The organism is Parasphingorhabdus sp. NYA22 (assembly GCF_976973735.1).
In genome coordinates, this window is the sequence record NZ_OZ333477.1 from 741189 (window position 1) to 758529 (window position 17341).

General features: G+C 56.2%; 16 protein-coding genes. 12 read left to right on the plus strand and 4 right to left on the minus strand.

The genetic code is table 11. The annotated features are described in order from the left end of the window. Positions 1-9: 9 nt before the first annotated feature. Positions 10-1149, plus strand: a complete 1140-nt coding sequence (locus ACWFTY_RS03640) for an acyl-CoA dehydrogenase family protein (RefSeq protein ID WP_447526034.1) — start codon at positions 10-12, stop codon at positions 1147-1149. Between the two features lie 16 nt (positions 1150-1165). Here ACWFTY_RS03640 and ACWFTY_RS03645 read toward each other — a convergent pair whose 3' ends face one another. Next, on the minus strand, positions 1166-1546 hold the full coding sequence (locus ACWFTY_RS03645) for a nuclear transport factor 2 family protein (protein ID WP_447526035.1): 381 nt from the start codon (positions 1544-1546) through the stop codon (positions 1166-1168). An 84-nt stretch (positions 1547-1630) separates the two neighbouring features. Between ACWFTY_RS03645 and ACWFTY_RS03650 the strand changes: the two genes are divergently transcribed. From ACWFTY_RS03650 to ACWFTY_RS03675, 6 genes are all read left to right on the plus strand, one after another. Further along, complete coding sequence (locus ACWFTY_RS03650; RefSeq protein ID WP_447526036.1) at positions 1631-2401, plus strand: SDR family NAD(P)-dependent oxidoreductase; 771 nt, start codon at positions 1631-1633, stop codon at positions 2399-2401. 83 nt (positions 2402-2484) lie between these two features. Next, positions 2485-2898 carry a Zn-ribbon domain-containing OB-fold protein gene (locus tag ACWFTY_RS03655; protein ID WP_447526037.1) on the plus strand — a complete coding sequence of 138 codons (414 nt, stop codon included), beginning with the start codon at positions 2485-2487 and terminating at the stop codon, positions 2896-2898. Then, a complete protein-coding gene (locus ACWFTY_RS03660) occupies positions 2898-4046 on the plus strand; it encodes a thiolase family protein (protein ID WP_447526936.1) in 1149 nt (382 codons plus the stop codon). The genes ACWFTY_RS03655 and ACWFTY_RS03660 overlap by 1 nt, the downstream gene beginning before the upstream one ends. An 8-nt stretch (positions 4047-4054) precedes the next feature. Then, positions 4055-5230 (plus strand): acyl-CoA dehydrogenase family protein, encoded by a 1176-nt coding sequence (locus ACWFTY_RS03665; RefSeq protein WP_447526038.1) that lies wholly within the window; start codon positions 4055-4057, stop codon positions 5228-5230. Between the two features lie 3 nt (positions 5231-5233). Continuing rightward, entirely contained in the window at positions 5234-6256 is a 1023-nt protein-coding gene (locus ACWFTY_RS03670; protein WP_447526039.1) for an NADP-dependent oxidoreductase, read from the plus strand. 14 nt (positions 6257-6270) lie between these two features. Further along, positions 6271-6663 carry a limonene-1,2-epoxide hydrolase family protein gene (locus ACWFTY_RS03675; protein ID WP_447526040.1) on the plus strand — a complete coding sequence of 131 codons (393 nt, stop codon included), beginning with the start codon at positions 6271-6273 and terminating at the stop codon, positions 6661-6663. Between the two features lie 2 nt (positions 6664-6665). On the opposite strand, the gene ACWFTY_RS03680 is transcribed toward ACWFTY_RS03675, so the two are convergent. Then, on the minus strand, positions 6666-7427 hold the full coding sequence (locus ACWFTY_RS03680; RefSeq protein ID WP_447526041.1) for an SDR family oxidoreductase: 762 nt from the start codon (positions 7425-7427) through the stop codon (positions 6666-6668). Positions 7428-7712: 285 nt separating this feature from the next. On the opposite strand from ACWFTY_RS03680, the gene ACWFTY_RS03685 reads away from it, so the two are divergent. Both ACWFTY_RS03685 and ACWFTY_RS03690 read left to right on the plus strand, forming a co-directional pair. Then, positions 7713-10175, plus strand: a complete 2463-nt coding sequence (locus tag ACWFTY_RS03685; RefSeq protein ID WP_447526042.1) for a TonB-dependent receptor — start codon at positions 7713-7715, stop codon at positions 10173-10175. A gap of 147 nt (positions 10176-10322) precedes the next feature. Next, complete coding sequence (locus tag ACWFTY_RS03690; RefSeq protein ID WP_447526043.1) at positions 10323-11114, plus strand: SDR family oxidoreductase; 792 nt, start codon at positions 10323-10325, stop codon at positions 11112-11114. A gap of 2 nt (positions 11115-11116) precedes the next feature. Here the strand turns inward: ACWFTY_RS03690 and ACWFTY_RS03695 are convergent, their stop codons facing one another. Then, a complete protein-coding gene (locus tag ACWFTY_RS03695) occupies positions 11117-11503 on the minus strand; it encodes a thiol-disulfide oxidoreductase DCC family protein (RefSeq protein ID WP_447526044.1) in 387 nt (128 codons plus the stop codon). Between the two features lie 85 nt (positions 11504-11588). Beyond that, positions 11589-14105, minus strand: a complete 2517-nt coding sequence (gene gyrB, locus ACWFTY_RS03700; RefSeq protein ID WP_447526045.1) for a DNA topoisomerase (ATP-hydrolyzing) subunit B — start codon at positions 14103-14105, stop codon at positions 11589-11591. A gap of 287 nt (positions 14106-14392) precedes the next feature. On the opposite strand from gyrB, the gene ACWFTY_RS03705 reads away from it, so the two are divergent. From ACWFTY_RS03705 to ACWFTY_RS03715, 3 genes are all read left to right on the plus strand, one after another. Then, positions 14393-14794, plus strand: coding sequence for a PaaI family thioesterase (locus ACWFTY_RS03705; protein WP_447526046.1), 402 nt, complete (start codon positions 14393-14395; stop codon positions 14792-14794). 274 nt (positions 14795-15068) lie between these two features. Then, positions 15069-15560: a hypothetical protein gene (locus ACWFTY_RS03710; protein WP_447526047.1), complete on the plus strand. Its 492-nt coding sequence runs from the start codon at positions 15069-15071 to the stop codon at positions 15558-15560. A 181-nt stretch (positions 15561-15741) separates the two neighbouring features. After that, a complete protein-coding gene (locus tag ACWFTY_RS03715; RefSeq protein ID WP_447526048.1) occupies positions 15742-17304 on the plus strand; it encodes a class I adenylate-forming enzyme family protein in 1563 nt (520 codons plus the stop codon). The last annotated feature ends 37 nt before the right edge of the window (positions 17305-17341 follow it).

A 17341-nucleotide genomic window follows, 5' to 3' on the forward strand; every position in this document is an offset into this window, starting at 1 on the left:
GAAATACACATGCTGCTGATACTCAACGAAGAACAGGAAATGCTGCAGGATGCCGCGCGCGGTTTTCTGACGGAGAAAGCTCCGGTTTCCGCATTCCGGAAAGTTCGCGACGACAAGCCCGCGGACGGGTTCTGCCGTGAACTCTGGTCGGAAATGGCGCAAATGGGCTGGGCCGGAATCATCGTCGATGAAGAACATGGCGGCAGCGGATTTGGCTATGTCGGTGCCGGGGTGCTGGCGGAACAAATGGGCCGCAATCTTACCGCCTCGCCATTCTTCTCCACTTCCGTTCTGGGCGCGACCGCGATCCAGCAATATGGATCGGCAAAGCAGAAAGAGGAAAATCTCGCGGCGATCAGCAGCGGCGAGAAGTTATTTGCTCTGGCTGTCGATGAGGGGCCGCGGCATAATCCGAGCCGGATCGCATTCTCAGCCGAACCTTCTGGCAACGGCTTCACCCTTTCCGGTGCAAAAACCTTTGTTGCCGACGGCCATGTCGCTGACAAATTGATCATCGCTGCCCGCACATCGGGAGCGCAAGGCGATACGCACGGCATCACTTTGTTCCTGGTTGACGCAGATGCGCCCGAAATAACGCGCGAGCAAACACCGATGGTGGACAGCCGCAACGCTGCCAATATTTCGGTCGACGGCCTCGAAGTTACCGGCGATGATATATTGGGCGAACTGGATGGCGGCTATGGCGCGCTGGAGGGCATATTATCTGCCGGCCGCGCGGTGCTCAGCGCCGAGATGTCCGGTTCCGCGCAGCAGGTTTTCGGGGTTACCACGGACTATCTCAAGGAACGCGAGCAATTTGGCCAGAAAATCGGGTCCTTTCAGGGGTTGCAGCATCGGGCAGCCCATCTGGCGACCGAGATCGAGATGATGAAGTCGGCAGTACTGAAATCGCTAAAGGATCTCGACGAGGATTTTGACAGTGCCGGGATCACCTGTTCGCTGGCCAAGGCCAAGACCGGCCAAGTCGCACAGCTTGCGACCAAGGAAGCGATCCAGATGCACGGCGGCATTGGCGTTACCGACGAATATGATGTCGGCCTTTACTTCAAGCGCGTGCATGTCGCCCAGCAGATGTTTGGCGACGCCGGTTTTCACAGTGATCGCTGGGCCAAAAATTCCGGCTTTTGATCAGCCGCGGAGCGATCTAGACGGTTCTGACGGTCACATTGGCAGGACCAAAATGGGCCGTCATCTTGCGCACTTTGCCGGCTGGATCAAATTCGAAAATGTCGATCACGTCCACGATCAGGATCTGATCTCCCGGCCGTTTGATTTCGGCGCGGAACGGGAAAGCAGCTGCCTTTTCCGAAATGCGCACGGGACCGGTCAGCTCGACCTTGGCGCCGCCGGAAAATGCGTTGATATAAAATTCCAGGATATCGTCGCCACGTTTCGGCTCTGTGCCGACCGGGTCTTCGACTGCCGCATCATCGGAATAAATTGTCATTACCGCTGGCATGTCGCCTGCATTTATCGCGGCCAGATATTGGTCCACGATTTGCGTCATATGTTCCGGCGTCAGCATCAAGCATCCTTTCGTTTAAGATTATGCCGGAACTAGAGTGTCGGGGCCAGATAAGCCTCTGCTGAATTTGATAGGGAGAAGAATATGTCGGGTCAATTGGAGGGCAAGGTTGCGATAGTGACCGGCGGCGCATCGGGTATTGGTGCGGCGACGGTCGCGCGTTTTGTGCAGGAGGGTGCCAAAGTCCTGTCGACCGATGTTCAAGAAGGTCTTGGTCAATCCGTTGCTGACGAGGCCGGAGCAATGTTCATGGTTCAGGATGTGTCCGATGCCCAAGCATGGGATCGGGTGATGGAGAAGGTCAAAGACGAATATGGTCGGCTGGATATATTGGTCAACAATGCCGGAATCGTGATCGGCAAGACTATCGAGGATGTCGATCTCGAAAGCTGGCACCATTTGCTTGGCATCAATCTGACCGGTGTGATGCTGGGTTGCCAGAAAGCGATTGCCGCAATGAAAGAGAATCCCGGCGGGTCCTGTGGCTCGATCATCAACATTGCCTCGACCAGTGCATTCGCGGCGCTCCCTGGTGATGTGACATATACAGCCTCAAAAAGCGCGGTGCGGATGTTGTCCAAATCGGTGGCGGTCCATTGCGCGCAGAGCGGATTGAATATCCGGTGCAACAATCTGATTCCCGGGGCGACTCACACCGCCATTATCGACACGGCGGCGGAAAGTGTTCCTGGCATGGTCGAAATGGCAGCCGCCATGGCGCCGATGAACCGGATTGGGCAAGGCAGTGATCTGGCCGCAGCCGCCGTATATCTGGCGGGCGATGACAGCAGCTTTGTCACCGGTAGCGATCTGCTGGTCGATGGCGGTATGCTGGCAGTGCATCCTGGCTATTAGCGCGTGATTATCCTAGCCGTTTTGGCAGTTAATGGCTTCCCGCTTTCCCCCTTATAGGATGTACAGAAAAGGGAGAGATCTTCGTGAGCGCACAACCGATTGCCGACAATCTGTTTACCGAGGACATGAACGCACTCATCGGTGCGCGAAACAAGGAAACCGGGCAGATATTTTTTCCCCTGCCATTGAATCCGGCGGACAATATCGAACCGATAGCGCTGGCCACGCGCGGGACAGTCTGGACCTATACGGTTCAGCGTTTTCCGCCCAAGCCCCCTTATATCGGACCCACTGAGCCCGAGAAATTCAAACCTTATGTGGTCGCCTATGTCAGCCTGCCGGGCCAGACGATGGTCGAATCGCGTTTAACCGGTATTGACCCGGATGATGTCAAAATCGGCATGGAGGTCGAGTTTACGGTGATCCCGCTGGATCCCGATGCGCCGCCAGAAGAGCAATTGCTTATCCATGCCTTCAAACCTGTTCAGGGAGAATAATCATGTCAGACGTTTGCATCGTAGGAGCAGGCATTCACCCCTTTGGCCGGACCGAAGGACGTGACGGCATGGACCAGGGAATTTTCGCGGTCAGGCAGGCACTTGCCGATAGCGGTATCGAATGGAAAGATGTCGAGTTCGCCTTTGGCGGTTCGGCGGCTTCGGGCAGCGCAGATAATATGGTGTCGCAGCTGGGCCTGACCGGCATCCAGTTTATTAATGTCTCCAATGGTTGCGCGACCGGCGGATCGGCCCTCAACGCTGCGGTGAGCGCGATCAAGTCGGGCGAATATGAAATGGGCATGGCGGTCGGTTTCGATAAACATCCGCGCGGTGCATTTAACGCCGACCCGTCAGATTACGGTCTGCCCAACTGGTATGGCGAAGCCGGCTATATGCTTACCGTGCAGTTTTTCGGTGCGAAGATCATGCGCTATCTGCATGAGCATAATATCAGCCGGGAGACGCTCGGCAGGGTTGCTCAAAAAGCCTTCCGCAACGGCGTGAAAACCGATCATGCATGGCGGCGCAGCGAGGTTGACCTGGAAACGATCATGAATGCGCCGATGATCTGCGACCCGCTGACAAAATATATGTTCTGTGCGCCTGCGGAAGGGGCTGTCGCGCTGATATTGGCGAGTGAGAAAAAGGCCAGGGAATTGGGCGTTCCGATAATCCGGCTCAAGTCTTCCGTGATGCGTACGCGGCCAGCCGGATCCTTCGAGGTCTTTGCCGCATCGATTGACAACGAACGGGGTGGAACAGCAACCGGAATAGCTTCCAAGGCGGCCTTCGAACAGGCCGGCATGGGGCCGGAAGATATTGATATCGCCCAGCTGCAGGACACGGAATCCGGTGCGGAAATCATGCACATGGCGGAAAACGGATTTTGCAAGCCCGGCGAACAGGAGCAGTGGCTGCTCGAAGGACGCAGCGAGATCAACGGCACTTTGCCGATCAACACAGATGGTGGCTGTCTCGCTTGCGGCGAACCGGTTGGCGCGTCCGGTTTGCGCCAGGTATATGAAAATGTCGTTCAGTTGCGAGGAACAGCGGGCGCGCGGCAGGTGCCGGGCGATCCCAAAACCGCCTATACCCAAGTCTATGGCGCACCGGGCGTATCTGCCGTAACGATTCTCCAAAGATAGGAGATTCGATGACCAAAGAAATCAGCGCCGAGGCGCATGACATGGCTGAACGGGTTGAGAAGTTCGTTCGCGACAAAATTTTTGCTTATGAAAAGGACGTGCGCTGCGAGGATCACGGTCCGACCGATGAGCTGGTCCAGGAAATGCGCGTGCTCGCCAGGGAAGCCGGTGTCCTGACGCCGCATATTCGCGAGGATGGCAGCCATCTGACGCATCTGGAAACGGCGCTTGTTTTGCGCAAGTCCGGATTGTCGCCGCTGGGGCCGCTGGCGGTTAATACGTTCGCGCCGGACGAGGGCAATATGTATCTGCTCGGAAAATGCGCGTCGCCGGAGCAGAAAGAGCGGTTCCTGGAACCACTGGTTTCCGGACGGGAACGCTCGGCCTTTTTCATGACCGAACCGGCCAGTGAAAATGGCGCTGGTTCCGATCCGATGATGATGCAGACGACTGCGAAGCCCGATGGCAACCACTGGGTGATCAATGGCCGCAAGACTTTCATCACCGGCGCAAAAGGCGCGAAGGTCGGGATCATCATGGCGAAGTCTGACGAAGGCGCGACCATGTTTCTCGTCGACCTTCCCGATCCGGCGATCAAGATTGAGCGGGTGCTGGACACGATCGACAGCTCGATGCCCGGCAGCCATTCGGTTGTGAATATTGATAATCTCCGCGTTCCTGCCGACCAGATGCTCGGCGAAAGCGGTGAAGGTTTCAAATATGCGCAGGTTCGATTGTCTCCGGCCCGCCTGACTCATTGCATGCGCTGGCTCGGTTGCTGTGACCGGGCACAGGAAATTGCCATTGACTATGCCTGCAAACGGCAAGCATTCGGCAAGCCGCTTATCGACCATGAAGGTGTCGGCTTCATGCTGGCGCAGAACCAGATTGATCTCAAGCAGGCTGAGTTGATGATCGACTGGTGCGCAGAGGTACTGGATACCGGCGCATTGGGCACCACCGAAAGCTCGATGGCTAAGGTTGCTGTTTCCGAGGCTTTGTTCCGCATCGCCGACAATTGCGTCCAGGTGATGGGCGGTACCGGACTGAGCAAGGATACAGTGGTCGAGCAAGTGTTCCGCGAAGTGCGCGCTTTCCGCGTCTATGACGGCCCGACCGAAGTCCACAAATGGTCGCTCGCCAAGAAAATCAAGAAATCCCACCAAATCGCGAATGAAGGATAATATATGACCACGAACCGCAAATTCACGCTCGTCAGTCGCCCGGTTGGCGAGCCCAAGGAAAGCGATTTTGCGCTGATCGAGGAGGATTTGCCGGAACTCTCTGATGGTTCGTTTCTGGTCCGCAATCATTATATCTCTCTAGATCCGGCCCAGCGCGGCTGGATGAGCGATGCGGAAAGCTATATGCCGCCGATTGCTTTGGGCGCTGCGGTTACGGCCAGCAGCGTCGGTCGGGTCGCCGAATCCGAAAACCCCGACTTCCCAGTTGGGCAGTGGGTTGTCGGTCTAGGCGCGATGGAAGAATATTCCGTGGTCGAAGCTGGCGGATTTACATCGCCAGTAGATGCCTCGCTGGTTCCGTCTCCGACCAATTTTCTGTCGGTTCTCGGCGCGGTCGGGATGACCGCCTATTTCGGCATGATCGACGATGGCAAGCCCAAGGCTGGCGACACTTTGCTGGTAACCGGCGCCGCTGGTGCGGTTGGTTCGCTGGTTGGCCAGATCGGCAAGATCAAGGGCTGCCGTGTTATCGGCATTGCCGGTGGCGCAGATAAATGTCGCCGCCTGATCGAGGATTATGGTTTCGATGCAGCGATAGACTATCGCGGCAAGAGCCAGGCCGACCTGGAAAAGGAAATCGCGGCGGCAGCCCCCGATGGTGTCGATATCATCTGGGAAAATGTGGGCGGTGAAATTCTCGACGCCGGGATCACTGCGATCAACGAATATGGCCGCGTCGTGCTTTGCGGCCTGATCAGCGAATATAACAGTCCGGAACCTGTTGGTATTCGCAATCTCTGGTATCTGATCTCGCGTCAGGCGACGATCAAGGGCTTCCTCGTTCGCGATTATCCACCCCGGTTTGCCGAAGGCATTGCAGAAATGGGTAAATGGCTCGCCGAGGGCAAGATCAAGCATGACGAGGATATCGATAAGGGTATCGAAAACAGCTATGCTGCCTTCATGAAACTATTCTCCGGGGCCAATCAGGGCAAGATGATCCTCGACGTATCGCCGGCAGAATAGAAGGAAGTTTGACCATGTCCGATAGCAAGCAACAGGTTCTCGACTTTATCGATGCCTGGAACCGGCTGGATTATGACGCAATCTATGCGGCCATGGCGGACGATATTTTCTACCATAATATCCCGATGGAACCCTGTGTCGGTATCGACGCGGTCAAAGCATTCTTTGATGGCTCCGGCATGGGTTCCGATGGCGCGGAATGGATCGTCCACCACATTGTCGCCGAGGGCGACACGGTGTTGACCGAACGCACCGACAAGTTCCGGATCAACGGACAGTGGATTGCCATCCGCGTGATGGGCACGTTCGAAATGCGCGAAGGCAAAATCGCCAAATGGCGTGACTATTTCGATCTCGCGGAATTCCAGAACCAGATGGCGGCCGCAATGGGGGCGGCCGCCTCCTGAGGTCAGGCTGGCTTGTAGAGCACGCCATTGTCGACCGGATATTCGCCAGCGGTCATAAAGCGCGATTCATCGCTGGCCAGATAGACGCATAGAGCCGCAACATCATTGGGGTGACCCAGTTCGCCGATCTCTATCATTCCGGTTGCCGGGGTTTCTCCGCCACCCGCACCGACCGCTTCCTGCCGTACCATCGGCGTATCTATGCCGGCCGGATGGAGGCTGTTGCAACGGATCGGATAATCCTGTTCCTTGCAATGCAGAGCGACCGATTTTGTCATCGACCGGACGCCGCCTTTGGCTGCACTATAGGCGACGAATGGCGAATAGCCCTGTAAGGCCGCCATCGAACTCATGTTGATGATTGAGCTGGGCTGATCATTAGATTTCATCACTTTGATCGCGCTACGGCATCCCAGAAATACACCGTCGAGCATGATAGAAGTCTGTTTGCGGAACAGTTCGAGCGAGCAATCCTCGATCGTGCCGGGAATGACGAGACCGGCATTGTTGACCAGAATATGCGGCGCGCCGAATGCGTCAGCCGTTGCCGCGAATATCTCATCCCAGCGGTGCTCATCAACAACATCCTGTTGAAGAGCAATTGCATTGGCGCCAATTGCTTCGGCAACCTTTGTGACGGCTTCCATATCAATGTCGGTCAGAACGACTCGAGCGCCTTCTGCAGCAAATGTTTCGCTGATCGCTTTTCCGAGGCCCGAACCGGCTCCTGTTACGATGGCAATTTTTCCATTGAGGCGATCCATTTTGTTTCTCTCCGAATTCTGAACTGTTACCCCGCTATAGGCGTCGAGATATCGGTCGGTGCAATCCCTATTATCGTTAGCACTATCGCTAGTGCCATTGCCGATTAATGGCAGAAAACGAACAAATGTTGCGCAAAAATCACAGTTCTCCGCATTTGCTATCAAATTGGCTAGCAGAGCGATCCGGAACTCACGCTTAAGACCGCGCCAATGGAAGGCGAGCATAACCGCTACCGATCTTCGAGCAGGCTTCAGCCGAAAAACATCGACCATAGGGAGAGAACAATGACCAGAGATCCGTCACATAAAAATTCAGTCTTGGAAAGCAAGACAGCCAAATCACTATTATTGGGGTCCGTCGCAACCTTGGCATTCGCCGGGCTTGCTACGCCAGCTTTAGCGCAGGACGCTGATGCGTGGGACGACAGCAACGTGATCACCGTTGTAGCCCGTAAGCAAACTGAATCCTTGCAAGAAGTACCGGTGACTGTGACCGCCATTGGCGCCGATACGCTTGAAAAATTCCAGGTCAATGAAATCGCTGACGTGGTAAGCCGCGTTCCCGCGCTCAACGTGCAGGTCGGTGGTTCCGGTTCCGGTGGTCAGATCAGCTTGAGAGGCGTTGGTTCTTCCAATATCTCCGCTTCATTTGACTCTGCCGTGGCATTTGATTTTGACGGCGTTCAGGTCAGCACCATGCGGATCGTTCAGGCCGGTTTTTTTGATGTCGAGCAAATCGATATTTTGAAAGGACCACAATCGCTGTTCTTCGGTAAAAGTGCGTCTGCCGGTGTTTTCGCTATCCGTTCCGCCAACCCTACCCGGGAATGGGAAGTGGCTGGCAAGGCTTCTTACGAATTTGAAGAAAATGGCTACACCATCGGTGGCCATATCTCCGGACCGCTCACCGACACACTCGGTATTCGCGTAGCGGGGCAGTATCAGGACATTGAAGACTATGTGAAAGTTCAACCCGGCACGCCGGCGTTCAATCCTGATGGTACTTTCAGAGACAGTCGGGGTCTTAGCAACTTTGTCGGTCGCGCAACGCTGCAATGGGATCCAGTTGATAATTTCAACGCAAATCTGAAATTGAACTACGTCAGAAACAGAAGTGATGGTGCTGATTCCCATACCGACATAAGCTGTGGTGCCAATGGCGTCGCCGATCCCGTTTACCTGCTGTCTGGTTCGCTCGTTATTCCTTCCAACGCGGATTGTAATGCCACTGACGGTCTTTACGGCATGTCAGACGGCGCTGCCGCATTGGTCAGCAATGTTCCAACCGGCTCCGGTGGCGACAATACGAGTTTTGAAAATGGCATACCATTCGGCAAAACGGACATTTTCTTTGGCCGATTGAAGTGGGACCTTGATCTGAGCGAGACGCTTACATTGTCATCGGTGTCCGGTTATCTCAGCCTGGATGCAGTAGACACCGATTGTTATGCTTATACCGGTGAGCTTTCGCCTGGTGTTGCCGGTAACGCAGGTTGTAGTGACCCGGTTAATAAGACCGAGCAATATACCCAGGAATTGCGTATCACCAGTGACTTTGACGGTATGTTTAATTTCATGCTGGGTGCATTTTACGAAACCAGAGATATTGATTTCAATACATCACAACAGGGTGTGAACATCTCTTTCGTGGCGCCCGATCCGGTCACCGGCTTCACTTATGACTGGTATAAAAAACAGAATACCAAAACCGAAGCGCTATCATTTTTCGCCAGTGCCACACTGGATTTGACAGACCAGTTGCAGCTGTCCGGCGGCTTGCGTTGGACCGACGAAAGCAAGGTTTCGACGATCAGCGTTCCTTATGTTCATTCGTTCCTGTCCGCGACGCCTGCCTTTATCAGCAGCGGTTTCTTCTCGGGACCGATCAAATTCTCGGACTCGAACTTCTCGCCAGAAGCATCGATCAAATATCAGGCGACGCCGGACATCAACGTCTATGCGTCTTTCAAGACCGGATTTAAATCGGGCGGCATCGACAATAGCGCGCTGCCATCGAACAGCCTGCTTGGATTTAACGATCCGGACCCGGCTGTTCGTCAGAGCGTAGCGGATGCGTTGAAATTTGATTCCGAAACGGGATTGGGCGGCGAAATCGGTGTTAAGACACAGTTTGCGGACCGTACAATCACTTTGAACACTTCGGTTTTCTATTATGTATTTGATGATCTTCAGGTGCAGAATTTTGATGCCGCAGCGGTTCAGTTCCAGACCTTCAACGCCAGCCAGCTAACGACGCAGGGTGTTGATGTTGAATGGGGATGGCGCACACCAGTACAAGGTTTGAACCTTTCCGGTTCTGTCGCTTATACGGATGCAGAATTTACCGCTCCGTTTGTGACAACCTCGGGTGAAGATATTAACGGCCGGTCTGCAGCACGTGCTCCAAAATTTGCAGCGAATGCGGCATTTGATTGGACCATACCCATGGGTGATGCCGTGGAAGTGGGCTTAAACGGTAACCTTCAATATAGCGGTTCTTACTTCACCAACGAAGATTCAGCATCCGACACTGTACAGGACAGCTACGTGTCGATTGATGGTTCGATTTCTGTAGGTGATCCAGACGGGAAATGGAAATTGTCCCTGGTTGGCGTAAACTTGACCGACGAAATCTGGATCAACACCAGCGCAGGTCGTCCGTTCCTCGAGCCAGGCGTGGGTGATGATGAAGTCTGGACACAAAATCGTGGTCGCCAGGTTTTTGTGGAAGCTGCATTTAAATTCTGATTAACTTCCTGTTGATCTAAACTGGCCGGGACAGCTTGCTGTACCCGGCCTTTTCTTTTGCGGCTAATGAATAGCCATAATGAGAGTGGCAACGGTCATAGAGTGACCGTTAGAAGACACGGAAAATCAATCAAAGGAGCGGATTGCATGGGACGTCTAGAAGGAAAAAGAGCGGTTGTTTTGGGAGCTGCGGGTCGGGACAATATGGGGCAGGTGATTGCCAAGCGCCTGCACGATGAAGGCGCTGACGTGCTGGTTGCTGGACGCAAGGAGGACGAACTGAAACGTTTCGCTGAAGAACTCGGCGGCCATTATGCGCTATGTGATCTTACCAATGAGGCGGATATCAAGGCTCTTGGCGAGAGCGCCAAAAGCAAGATGGGCGGCGTTGATATTGCCATCAATGCGACCGGTCTGGGCTTTCTCAAACCCTTCCTGGAAAACACCAAGGAAGAGCTGGAAACGATGTCGGCGCTGCAGCTGGTCGGGCCATTCCAATTCTATCAGGAAATGATCAAGGCGATGGATGACGGCGGATCGATCATCCAGATCAGTTCGGCCACCGCGACGATCATGCTAAATGATCATGCCGCCTATATGGGCACGAAAGCGGCCACCGATCATATCATTCGCTGCGTTGCCCATGAATTTGGTGATCGCGGGATTAGAGCCAACAGCATTTCACCCGGTCTCACACGGACGCCGATGACGGCCGGTGTCGATCAGGTGCCGGGGCTGGTTGAATCGTTCGAAGCGCGCTATCCGCTCGGTCGCATCGGAACCAGCGAAGATATCGCTGCCGCTGCTGTATTCCTGGCCAGCGACGAATGTTTCATGACCGGCGAGAATTTGCAGGTTAACGGCGGGCTGTGCCTGCGCGGCAATCCGACCCGCAAGGATCAGGAACTGATGATGGGGGCTGTCGCCGCCGCGTCCTGACCCTAGTCTATCGGCCTGAACCGCTTCTGGAAGTGCGGCCGGATCCTGAGGAACTGTTTGTACAGGGCTTCGAGGATCGGCAGCACGCCCGGAATGCGGGCAAGCTGGCCCAGTGGCTGCATGACCGGGATGGCACGCCACATGGCGGCAAAGGCTGCCGCGCCTGACAATATCTGCCCGTCTTCCGAAGCGTGAAAGCGGTCGAGCATCAATTGCCGGTCGAGCGGACAGGATGCAGCTGGCGTTGCGATGTCGATGAAGGTGATGGCGTCGCGCCGGTCCAGTTTGCGCATCAGGGCGATTTCCCGGATGCACAGTGGGCAGGCGCCATCATACCAGACGGTTACGTGGCTCATCGATCCTGCTTCGTCACCGAGGCTATGCGTCATGTCTGTCTCGCCATCATTGCAGCAGACATCTAACCGACAGAATGCTCCTTCGCCATATGGCCCAAAGGCCTAAGGTCAGGCGAAGCTAAACGTCCAGATTGGCGACGTTCAACGCATTGTCGACGATGAATTCGCGCCGCGGTTCAACCACTTCGCCCATCAGCTTGGTGAAGATATCATCGGTCACATCGGCCTGTTCTACGGTCACCTGAAGCAGCGAGCGCACTTCGGGATCGAGGGTCGTTTCCCAAAGCTGTTCGGCGTTCATTTCGCCGAGACCCTTGTAGCGGGAAATGGCGAGGCCCTTGCGGCCTGCCGCCATGACGGTGTCGAGCAGTTCGGAGGGGCGGGTGATCAAAGTACCTTCCGACCCGACGCCATCCTCGTCCGCAGTTTCCGCGTCGCTGGCAGTCGATTTGACCAGCCGGCTGCCGCTATTATAGGTCGCGGATTCTTCGGATGCAAGGCGGTGGAGTTTGCGGGCTTCGGCGCTTTCCAGAAATTTCGCTTCGATAATGTGATGATCGGTGACGCCGCGCCAGAAACGCTGGAAGAGATAGCCGCCTTCTTCGGAAACCTGACCCGACCAGCGGCCTTCCTCGTCAACCTTGTCCATCCAGGCAGCAGTCGCGTCGACTGCGGCTTGCCGTTCCGCATTGCCGTGATCCGGATTGAGAGCGCCGGTGAGCGCCATTCCCTCGACAATGGTGCTGTCATAGCGCCGCGGTACATAAGTCATCAGGCTGCGCATTCTGCGGGCATGTTCGATCAGACCGCGCAGGTCTTCACCGCTCCGCGCGCCTTCGGCTGTTTGCAGGATCATGCCACTCAGTCCGGCATTTACCAGATATTGGTCGAGCGCATTGTCGTCCTTGAGATAGACCTCGCTCTTGCCCTTGCCGACTTTGTAGAGCGGTGGCTGGGCGATGTAGAGATGACCGTTCAATATGATCTCTGGCATCTGCCGATAGAAGAAGGTCAGCAGCAAGGTTCGAATATGCGCGCCGTCGACGTCAGCATCGGTCATGATGACGATCTTGTGATAGCGCAGCTTTTCCAGATTGAAATCGTCACGGCCAATGCCGGTGCCCATCGCCTGGATCAGTGTGCCGACTTCTTTGGACGAGAGCATCCGGTCAAAGCGGGCCCGTTCGACGTTGAGGATCTTGCCCTTGAGCGGCAGGATTGCCTGATACATGCTGTCGCGGCCTTGTTTGGCCGATCCGCCAGCAGAGTCCCCTTCCACCAGGAACAGTTCGCATTTGCTCGCGTCTTTTTCGCGGCAATCGGCAAGCTTGCCGGGCAGTGAAGCGATATCCATCGCGCCTTTGCGCCGGGTCAACTCGCGCGCTTTTTTAGCCGCTTCGCGGGCAGCAGCGGCATCAATCACCTTCTGGATGACCATTGCGGCATTTTGCGGATTTTCTTCCAGCCATTCGGCTAGCTTGTCAGCCATCAGGCTTTCCAGCGGCTGGCGCACTTCGGACGAGACCAGCTTGTCCTTGGTCTGCGAGCCGAATTTCGGGTCGGGCAGTTTGACCGACACGATGGCGGACAGACCTTCGCGCATGTCGTCGCCGGTCAGCTTGACCTTCTCTTTTTTGAGCGCGCCGGAGCTTTCGGCATAATTGTTGAGCGTCCGGGTCAGCGCCGAGCGGAAGGCCGCCAGATGGGTGCCGCCGTCGCGCTGCGGGATATTGTTGGTGAAGCAGAGGACATTTTCATAATAGCTGTCGTTCCATTCCAGCGCGACGTCGATGATGACATCATCGCGGTCGCCGTGAATGGCGATCGGCTCTGGCACCAGCGGCGTCTTGTTGCGGTCGAGATATTGAACAAAGGCAGCGATCCCGCCTTCGTAGAACAGGTCGATTTCCTTCACCTCTTCATGCCGCGCGTCGCGCAATATGATGTGCACGCCGCTGTTCAGGAAAGCGAGTTCGCGGTAGCGATGCTCGAGCTTTTCAAAATCGAATTCGGTGATCTTGAAGGTCGCGGGAGACGGGAAGAAAGTGACTTTAGTCCCCTTTTTGAACCCGGTCTTGTTGTCCGCGGCCGGGGCATCGCCGACAACCTTCAGCGGCCTTACGGCATCGCCGAATTCAAAGCGCATATTATGCTCTTTGCCGTCGCGCCAGATGTCTAGTTCCAGCCATTCCGATAGCGCGTTGACCACCGATACGCCGACGCCGTGGAGGCCGCCGGAGACCTTGTAGGCATTGTCGTCGGAGGTATTCTCGAACTTGCCGCCGGCGTGCAGCTGGGTCATGATGACCTCGGCTGCCGAGACGCCTTCTTCGGTGTGCATGCCGGTTGGAATGCCGCGGCCATTGTCCTCGACCGAGACGCTGCCGTCGGCGTTGAGGGTGATCAATATCAGGTCGCAATGGCCGGCGAGGGCCTCGTCGATCGCGTTATCCGATACCTCGAACACCATGTGATGCAGGCCGCTGCCGTCATCGGTGTCACCGATATACATTCCGGGGCGTTTGCGGACCGCGTCCAGGCCTTTAAGAACCTTGATGGAATCCGCGCCATATTCGTTTTGATTGGAAGATTTGGAAGCATCTTCCGGCATTTCGTTTTTGCTGATGTCATTCATGCCGCAACCATAGCCGCTGGAACCGGCAAACCCAAGGGAAATGTAGGATTTCGGGATATTAAAATCGCGTCAAATCAGAGCTTTATATTGGTTTGAGATTGGAAAGACAATAATCGCACAAAGCCTTGATTATCAAAATGGATAGGGGTGGGAAATGACGGGATGGTGAAGGCCTGAAAGCCTATGCTGGAAAGCCCTTTGTCACGTCGCGCCTTTGTGCAAAACAGGGATCTTATTCCCGTTTTTGCGCAAAATGATGACCGAAAATGACCTAGAGGAACCAATATATGACCAATCCTGCCGATATGGTGCCCTTTGCCAAAACGATGGGCATCACGATTACCGAAATGGGCAAGGACCTTGTCCGCGGCGAGATGCTGGTGCGACCGGAAATCTGCACCGCCGGAAACGGGCGCGGCAGTCCCAGCATCCATGGCGGCGCGGTCATGACCTTTGCCGATGTGCTCGGCGCGTTCGGCGGTTTTGCCAATCTTCCCGAGGGATCGAACGGCACCACGACATCGGAAAGCAAAACCAATTTCCTGAACGCCGCGCCCGAGGGCAGCATCGTCTACGGCGAAGCAGTGCCGTTCAAGGTCGGCCGACGCCAGTCGGTCTGGCAGACAAAAATTACGCTGGAAGACGGAACGTTGGTGGCGGTGGTGACGCAGACGCAGATTGTGCTGTGAGGGATCGTATATTCCCATCGATGTTGCCACATGCGCCGTGCATGCTGAACGCGCAGTAGCCTGGCTGCGCACCGTTCGTCCTGAGCTTGTCGAAGGACGCTGGAGACCGCGCAGGTGCTTCGACAGGCTCAACACGAACGGTATAGCAATGTTCGTCGGGGGCTGGATGCGAAAGGCAACGGAATTGGCTGCGACCAGCTCAGCCCCGAGACTATCCTTGCCCCAATTTAATCGCAGCTTCCCAAAGGCCCCGCTTTTGCGCTAAACCATGGCCATGAACAATACCCTGCTCGCCGTCTCCCTTTTATGTCTGGCAACCACAGCCTGCTCCGAATCCACCCAGGTCAGCGACGATCTGGCCGAAAGCAGCTCCTATACCGACAATCCGACCGGTAGGACCGAGCGGGTCGAGACCGGGCCGACGGCCAAGCCGGTGCGCATCGGCGAGGGCGGTCCGCGGTTCGATGCCTGCCAGTCGGTCGGCGAAGTCGGCCGCCATGTCAGCGGATCGCTGCCGGTGCTCAGCGCACCCTTTGACGCCGCCGAAAAAATCGACAGCCTTGCCGCCGGCCAGACCGTTTACATCTGTACCCGCAGTATCGACCAGCAATGGTTCGGCATTGTCTACGACAAGCCAGCCGATCTTGCGGCGAGCGCGCCCGTCGATTGCGGCGTATCCTCTCCGGTGCGCGCCAAACGCAATTACGACGGCCCGTGCAAGAGCGGCTGGGTCGAGAGCACTTATGTGGTGCTGGTCGCGGGTTAGGCTGCCGCGACTGATGAATTTCGGCGCACCGACCTTCAAACTGGGTCTCAAACGCATCGTCAATAACCATCACCCTTAGCGCCTTAGCGTCTTCGCGTGAAAATTTTCCCCACCTGTTCAAAAGAACAAGCCGCGCCGAAAGCGATTGCATCTCGAGCCGATATGCGGAATTAATCGCTTGATGAAATATATAGAACCCGCCCGCTATCTCGAGCAGCCCTTTGGCCATCTCGCTGATCTGATCAACGCCCATGCCGTCAACCAGCCCGACCGGATCGCGCTGGATGACAGTGATGAGAAACTGAGCTGGGCTGAAACGGCTGCGCAGGTCAACCGGATTGCGGCGCAGTTGCAGGCGGATGGTCTGCAGAAGGGGCAGGCGGTTGCGATTCTCGGGACGACCACGGTGCGTTATGCGCTCGCCTATCTCGGCGCGATTGTTGCGGGTGGTTGTGCGGCGCCGCTGACCACTTCGGCGACACCGACGCAGTTGGCGAACATGATGGCGGACAGCGGCGCGATGCATCTGTTTATCGATAGTGCCAAGCGTGCCGAACTGCTGGAGAGTGGCGAAAAATTGCCTGCGCTCAAACATGTCATGCTGGACCAGGCAACAGACAACGCACCGATGATCCTCGACTGGATGGCAGGCGACGGTGCGACGCCGGCCGACTTAGGTGCCGGCCCGAAAGACCCCTATAATATCATCTATTCCAGCGGCACCACCGGCACGCCCAAGGGCATTGTCCACAGCCGCCAGATGCGCTGGTATCATGCGGCGGTGGGTGAGGCGACCGGCTATGGTCAGCCGGGGCAGGTCACATTGCTATCGACGCCGCTCTATTCGAATACGACGCTGGCGCTGCTCACGCCGACCATTGCCTATGGCGGGACGCTGGTGCTGATGGGCAAGTTCGATTGCCAGCGCTGGCTGGAACTGGCGCAGGAACATCGTGCCAGCCACACGATGCTGGTGCCGGTCCAATATCAGCGGCTGATGGATTTCGAAGGTTTTGACGATTTCGATCTGAGTGCCATGACGCATAAATATTGCACCAGCGCGCCTTTCTCTGCGGAGCTCAAGGCGGAAGTGCTGAAGCGCATGCCGGGCGGGCTGATCGAGATTTATTCGATGACCGAGGGCGGCGTGGTCTGTCTGTTGCTGTGCCACGAGCATCCCGACAAATTGCACACGGTCGGCATCGCCTGGGGCGGCAGCGAGGTTATTACGATCGACGAGCAGCTCAACCGTCTGCCCGCTGGTGAAATGGGCGAGCTGGTCGGCCGGTCGCAGACGATGATGTCGGGCTACAAGAACCAGCCGGAGAAGACCGAGGAAGCCAGCTGGTATGACGAGAACGGCGACCGCTGGCAGCGGATGGGCGATATCGGCAAGGTCGACGAGGATGGCTTCATCACCCTGATGGGCCGGACCAAGGACATGATCATCTCGGGCGGCTTCAATATCTATCCGCGCGATCTGGAAGAAGCGCTGATGGCGCAGCCGGGTGTCGCCGATGCCGCCGTGATCGGTGTGGCTTCGCGGCAATGGGGCGAGACGCCGGTCGGTTTTGTGGTCGCCGATGCCGGGGTGACGCTGGACCTGGAGGCGCTGAAGGCCGCTACCAACGCGAATCTCGGCAAGACCCAGCGGGTCTCCGAGCTTCGTCTGATCGACGAATTGCCGCGCAGTCATATAGGCAAGATATTGAAGACAGAGTTGCGGGATATGGTCGAGGGGTAGAATGTGCCCCCGCGCAGGCAGGGGCACCGCTCGGCTA

Coding starts and splice junctions, on each gene's coding strand:
- ACWFTY_RS03680 (WP_447526041.1), bottom strand. CDS start 7,427: ATGGATCGCCTCAATGGAAAAATTGCCATCGTAACAGGAGCCGGTTCG.
- ACWFTY_RS03715 (WP_447526048.1), top strand. CDS start 15,742: ATGAAATATATAGAACCCGCCCGCTATCTCGAGCAGCCCTTTGGCCAT.
- ACWFTY_RS03705 (WP_447526046.1), top strand. CDS start 14,393: ATGACCAATCCTGCCGATATGGTGCCCTTTGCCAAAACGATGGGCATC.
- ACWFTY_RS03675 (WP_447526040.1), top strand. CDS start 6,271: ATGTCCGATAGCAAGCAACAGGTTCTCGACTTTATCGATGCCTGGAAC.
- ACWFTY_RS03650 (WP_447526036.1), top strand. CDS start 1,631: ATGTCGGGTCAATTGGAGGGCAAGGTTGCGATAGTGACCGGCGGCGCA.
- ACWFTY_RS03665 (WP_447526038.1), top strand. CDS start 4,055: ATGACCAAAGAAATCAGCGCCGAGGCGCATGACATGGCTGAACGGGTT.
- ACWFTY_RS03710 (WP_447526047.1), top strand. CDS start 15,069: ATGAACAATACCCTGCTCGCCGTCTCCCTTTTATGTCTGGCAACCACA.
- ACWFTY_RS03645 (WP_447526035.1), bottom strand. CDS start 1,546: ATGCTGACGCCGGAACATATGACGCAAATCGTGGACCAATATCTGGCC.
- ACWFTY_RS03670 (WP_447526039.1), top strand. CDS start 5,234: ATGACCACGAACCGCAAATTCACGCTCGTCAGTCGCCCGGTTGGCGAG.
- ACWFTY_RS03690 (WP_447526043.1), top strand. CDS start 10,323: ATGGGACGTCTAGAAGGAAAAAGAGCGGTTGTTTTGGGAGCTGCGGGT.
- ACWFTY_RS03640 (WP_447526034.1), top strand. CDS start 10: ATGCTGCTGATACTCAACGAAGAACAGGAAATGCTGCAGGATGCCGCG.
- ACWFTY_RS03695 (WP_447526044.1), bottom strand. CDS start 11,503: ATGACGCATAGCCTCGGTGACGAAGCAGGATCGATGAGCCACGTAACC.
- ACWFTY_RS03685 (WP_447526042.1), top strand. CDS start 7,713: ATGACCAGAGATCCGTCACATAAAAATTCAGTCTTGGAAAGCAAGACA.
- gyrB (WP_447526045.1), bottom strand. CDS start 14,105: ATGAATGACATCAGCAAAAACGAAATGCCGGAAGATGCTTCCAAATCT.